At 43.1% G+C, this 5,954-nt stretch carries 4 protein-coding genes; 1 reads left to right on the top strand and 3 read right to left on the bottom strand.

Annotation, left to right across the window (positions count from 1 at the left end; genetic code table 11):
- Positions 1-221: 221 nt before the first annotated feature.
- Positions 222-1,484: an asparagine synthetase B gene (locus E1163_RS26390; RefSeq protein WP_155176076.1), complete on the top strand. Its 1,263-nt coding sequence runs from the start codon at positions 222-224 to the stop codon at positions 1,482-1,484.
- 1,001 nt (positions 1,485-2,485) lie between these two features.
- Here the strand turns inward: E1163_RS26390 and E1163_RS26385 are convergent.
- From E1163_RS26385 to lpxK, 3 genes are all read right to left on the bottom strand, one after another.
- The gene (locus tag E1163_RS26385) at positions 2,486-3,079 is read right to left on the bottom strand and encodes a MiaE family protein (RefSeq protein WP_155176074.1); all 594 of its coding nucleotides are present in this window, start codon (positions 3,077-3,079) and stop codon (positions 2,486-2,488) included.
- 6 nt (positions 3,080-3,085) lie between these two features.
- A complete protein-coding gene (locus E1163_RS26380; RefSeq protein WP_221418085.1) occupies positions 3,086-4,996 on the bottom strand; it encodes a putative porin in 1,911 nt (636 codons plus the stop codon).
- A gap of 28 nt (positions 4,997-5,024) precedes the next feature.
- A partial coding sequence (lpxK, locus tag E1163_RS26375) for a tetraacyldisaccharide 4'-kinase (protein WP_185156222.1) occupies positions 5,025-5,954 on the bottom strand: 930 nt, incomplete at its 5' end.

Genomic DNA, 5,954 nt, shown 5'->3' with positions numbered 1-5,954 from the left:
TTTAATCCCTCTTTTATATTTTCTTGTAAATCCATGGAAATCCTACTTTTGCGAAACTAAAGTAATTAATAATATCGTTCATACATTTACAAATTATCTGATTAGTTGATAAGGCGTTTTATCGGTAATTTAGAAAGTTGAAATTTCAACCTTCACAAGAGGAAGGTCTTTAAAATATTTTTTATCAGGGCCCAGCCGGCCATTGAAGTAAACTTTTACGCATGAAAAGAATTGTTTTCACCATCCTTCTGGCACTTACAATATTCGGCCACACCTATGCCAGCTACATTTACATCCCGATGAATGAAAAACAGTCTAACCACTTAAAAGCCTATGGGATTGCTTACTGGATCCTCCAGAACGACATTGAAGTGGACTGGCTCCTGAACTATGAAGGCGGAAGCTTCATGTGCAAGTATTATCAAAAGTTTGAAAATGAATTGATCATAAGAGGTGTGAGCTATCAGGTGATTTCAGACGCCCAGGCTAATAGCATCATTGAAAATATAGCCAGGCCTTCGTCCAACACGGATATTATGAAGCTGGAAAAATTTCCAAAAATTGCCGTTTACTCTCCTAAAAGCAAACTTCCATGGGATGATGCCGTTACCCTGGTGTTAACTTATGCCGAAATTCCATATACCGTAATTTTTGATGATGAAGTTTTGGTCGGTGAGCTGCCCAAATACGACTGGCTTCACCTTCACCATGAAGATTTTACGGGGCAATACGGCAAATTCTACCGGTCTTTTAAAAATATGCCCTGGTACATTGAGCAGCAACGCGAATTTGAGGAATCAGCCAGAAAGCATGGTTTCAACAAAGTGTCCCACCTCAAACTGGCCGTAGCCAAGCGTATTAAAGAATTTGTGAGCGGAGGCGGCTTCCTGTTTGCCATGTGCTCCGCCACCGACACCTATGATATAGCCCTGGCCGCCGAAGGCCTTGACATTGTAGAGCGCATGTACGACGGCGACCCGGCTGACCCTACCGCCCAGCAAAAGCTAAACTTTGAAAGCACATTCGCCTTCGACAATTTTAAAATATCACGTGACCCTTACGAGTACGAATTCTCCAATATTGACAACCAGTTTTCTGAAAGAGGCCTTCGTGAGGAAAACGACTACTTTAACCTATTCGAGTTTTCCGCCAAGTGGGATCCGATACCCACCATGCTTACACAAAACCATACCCGTGTGATCAAAGGCTTCTACGGACAAACCACCGGTTATAAGAAGAGCCTCGTAAAGCCTGATGTGGTAGTAATGGGAGAAAACAAATCCATAAAAGAGGTAAAATATATTCATGGAGTGTTTGGAAAAGGATTCTGGACTTTCTACGGTGGTCACGACCCCGAAGACTATCAACACCTCGTTAACGAAGAACCCACAGACCTCAACCTGCACCCCAACTCCCCGGGCTACCGCCTGATCCTGAACAACATCCTGTTCCCCGCAGCGAAGAAGAAAAAACAAAAGACCTGATTTGGGAGGATCAAGCCAAATTTCTGGGGAAACACTAAGTTTTCACCTCTTTGCCGACAAGACAGTTGTTAATAGCAATCGGCAAAAGCAGTAGACAAACTCGTATAATATAACAATAAGCACGGTTTACTGATTTTCAGTGGCAAGTTTCACATTACTTGTTTTACTTTCCAATCCATTCACTCCACAGGTTTTACGCTTGTTCCATTTGTGAGCGGTGAAAGGTGACCGGTATTTGGTAAGAGGTGATCAGTGATCGGTAAGAGGTGACTGGTGAATTGAACCTACATTTAGATAACTGAAGCAGTAACATAGTCACAAAACTCCCTCTTCCGGTACGGAGAAGCATACTAGCCCATTCCGGCCTGATGACTGTTAGTAGGGTGAGGTGATGCACAAAAAGGCAACCTTTGCTTAAGGCTACTCTCAGCCAGTACTACAGAAAAGTAAAGCTTACCAAACCTTTGAAAGTTTAGTAAAGCCGCGATTTAGTTTTGAAAAAACGGATTACCTGATTACTCATCACCGATATGCCGATTGAACTTCCCTGATTAGAGTTAACAGGTTTAAACTAAAACTTATTTACTATTCAAGGTTTATCGGTTTAAAACACCCCTATAATCCCCTCCAATGCTATTAAGCTAAGGCCACACTTCAAGTGCCTGTCTGTTTTGTCCCTACAGGACAATCTGATCTAAATGGCTATTCCTACAAATATTTTATCCCTCCGGGATTATCGCGGCGTAATTCATGACAAGACGGCCTAATGTCCTAGGACATAATATTTATAGAAAAACGAAAAGCAAATATGTGCCATAGGAAAGCCATGCTATAGAATATAACCCTGCTTGGCACACATGCAAGTATTCGGAGATAGGAATGTGCTTAATAACATTGTAATCCCCTCAAGGCGATAGTAACACCGTAGAAATATAAATCACCCCACGAATACCAATCACACCGATTACCGATTACCTCTTACCGATCACCGAATACGCCCATCAATGCATCCTATCCCCTCTTACTTCAAGGGTTTCAATGATCTCTGCCTCGGCGGCCAGTATTTCACGCCATCTTTCCATTACCCGTTTTTCGGGCAGGTAAGTTTTGGCCAGCTTTAAGAAGTTCTTGTAATGGCCTGCTTCGGAGACCATCAGTTCATAATAAAATTTCTGAAGTTCTTCGTCATTGATATTTTTCCAAAGCAGCCTGAATCGTTCGCAGCTTCTTGCTTCAATGAGTGCGTTGAACAGAAGCTTTTCTACGAGCTGCTCTTCTCGGCTCCCCCCTTTTTTCTCGATTTTGCTCAACTTAGCTACATATTCATCCTTCCGCATGGGCCCCAGGGAGTAACCGCGCTTCTTCATTTCTTCAATAACACGCTCAAAATGGCTCCACTCCTCTGCCACTACCGGCGTGAGCATTTCGACAAGCTCCTGCTTTTCGGGGAATTTAACGATCAGGGAAATGCACGAACTGGCAGCCTTTTGCTCACAATAAGCGTGGTCAATGAGTATTTCTTCGATGTTCTTTTCTGCAATATTCACCCATCGTGGGTCTGTAGGAAGCTCTAAACCAAGTACGTGTTTATCCATTATCAATTAATCGTAAAAAGACCAGCTAAATCCAAAGTCAAAAATATCATCCTGAGCCGGATAGTACGGTGTCATAAAATAGCCCGTAGAGCGGAATACCCTGACAATGTTGTTGTATTTCAGGAAAAACCTGCCGCGGTTGATCTTGGCATTCAGGAAGACGTCCCATACCGGATAAGGCTCGACTTTAAACTCATCCTGTACATAGTACTGCATGATTATCGGGTCATAAGCCTGGGCATAATAAGCACTCCTCATATGAAGATCAAATCCGATTTGCCACTCCAGATTCCCGTTTAGCAATATTTGATGGTAGTAAACCTGGGCATTACCAAATAGCTCAGGCACTCGGATCGCATCAGCAGACCCACCCGATACATTGCTGTAAATAAGTTTGGTATTGAAGTTAAAGACCTTGAGGAAATCTACACTCAGGTCAAGTTGCCCTTTCAGCAGACTGATGTCACCAGAGGTTTGCGCAGGTAAGACCCGCTGCCCCTCTTCTGCATTGTTGTCCCTGAAATAAATATAGTTCGTCAATAGTGTGTACTCGGCAGAAGGCATTAACCGCACCGGACCAAGTTTAAGGTTTAACCCTGCCCTCAGGCTGGAAGATATGGGAGAGTCAAAATCATTTTTCCAAACATCATGGCTTCCCCTGTAAGCTCTTTGAATATAAGAAGGAAGGTATTTAACACTGTATACCTCTCCAAAAAACCAGCGGTTCCTGATTTCCCCGCCAAGTTTGTATTCACCACCAAGCATGTATTCGCCATAAGCACTGATATAGCTCACAGAATCATTACCAAAGCGGAGGTTAAACCCGGCATAGTTTTCCAGATAATCGGTTTCAAAGCCAAGCGTATCTTCCTCAAGATATTTGTACTCAAAGTCTACTTTTCTGGCTTTATAATAAAAGTTGTAGAAGGTTTTACCAATGTCACCTTTCACCCCTACCTCATTCTGAATATAAGTGAGCTTTGAGCGGTCTTTTGTATTTGTAGAGTCAACCTCATAAAAGTCATAGAAAGTAGAGGTAGTATCCGGTGTATCCAGGAAATCGTTTTGCTGCTTGTAGCGGTCAAATGAATGATACAACTGAATGAAATCATTCAATTTATATTGGTGGTACAGATGGTAATTGGTGCGAAGCTCATCGGTACTGGCTTCAGTGAGTGTAGTCTGCCTGTTTTCAGCAAAATAAGCGGCTTTGGTCGTATCTCTCGGCAATAAAATCCCACCATATTCATCCACCTGATGCCGGTTCCTGATGAAGTTTGCAAGTAAAGTATATTTCCCGTTTTTAGTGCTGTAACTACCATAACCCCGGTAGTAAATACCCTCAACATGCCTGTCCCCTCGCCTTACCCTCTGTATCTGTTTGTCAATGAAAAGGCCTTTGAAGTCAATACCAATATTGGATCGTTCATCTATATTCCTGCTGTATTTGGCATCTGTAATAGCACGGCCTTCACCACCCCAGATCACACCAAACATAGAGTATGGTGATTTGGTATCGTAGTACCTGACAGCTTCCGGCCCCTCATAATACATGTCATAAACCGTAAAGCCTGAGGTGGCGCCTATTCGGTAGGGCAGTTTGGGATAAATGGGAGAAATGGCTGTTCCTATATTGCCCAGGTCCTGATATAAATTCAGCTCCCTGGCCACATATTGATACCGGTGAAGATTAAGTACTGTGGTGTCTATATTCCAGTATTGCGGATTGTTGTATTTGATGTTCCCTTCAAGGGTAAAACGGGTAGTGGTGGGGCCATATATCTGTTTGGTAGAGTCGTCCAGTATACCAGAGCCAATGCGCTCGGTCTCTTCCTCTTCTTCAGGAATTACTATCTGCGAAAAACCAATATGGGCAATCAGGCAGAGGCCTGACAAAACAAGTAGTACTTTTTTCAAATCCACACGCAAAACTAAGTAAAAACAACTAATAAGAATAAGCCTTCAGGGAATTCAAAACCGTTTCATCAAATCTCCTGCCACCTTTCATGAACACCGTCTCTATCGGCAAATAAAAAACCGGAATACCCTTAAAATGTCCCTCTTTAATAAAAGGAAGCAACTTCACCATATCCTTTTCTGTGGTAAGCAGACATTTTGCCCCTTCAGATCCTTCAAAAGCTTTGGTCAACATTTGGATATCCTCCGTTCTGTAACGATGGTGATCACGGAAATAGTGCTCTCCCGCAAGCCGGTATTGAGATGAAACATATGCCTTTAAAGGAGCAGGATTGGCAATACCGCTAAAAAGGAACACCTCAGGGTTAAAAGCCTCCTTTCCTGATATCGCCTCCGGCTTCATATACTGAATCGACGTAAAGGCTATAGGAGCCCGGTCATTATACCTCCTGATCTGGCTTTCATAATATTCAAAATCAACCTGTTCAGGGCATTTCGTTACCACTATCATATCAGCACGCCTGGCTCCTTTCCTGCTTTCCCTCAACCTGCCGGATGGCAATATAAAATCTTTAAAAAAGGGCTTGTTATAATCTGTCAGCAGTATATTCAGGCTGGGTTTTACCGGGCGATGTTGAAAAGCATCATCCAGCAGGATAACCTCTGTTTCGGGTAGCTCGGCAAGTATAAAAGGTATAGCTACTGCCCTTTGCTCCCCTACCGCTACATGGATATTTTTAAACTTGTTGAAAAACTGATAGGGTTCATCACCAATGGTCTTCGGCGAATCATCCTTACCGGCCAGGCGAAACCCGCGCGTTGCCCTGCCATACCCGCGGCTTAGCGTCACTATCTTTTTATGATTAAGCAAACGGATCAGGTATTCCACCATCGGGCTTTTTCCGGTTCCTCCCACAGAAAGATTGCCCACCGCTATTACATTGGCCTCAAATTCAAA

The organism is Fulvivirga kasyanovii, assembly GCF_009711405.1.
In the GTDB taxonomy this organism is placed as follows: Bacteria; Bacteroidota; Bacteroidia; order Cytophagales; family Cyclobacteriaceae; genus Fulvivirga; species Fulvivirga kasyanovii.
This window is presented reverse-complemented; position numbering and strand designations above follow the sequence as displayed.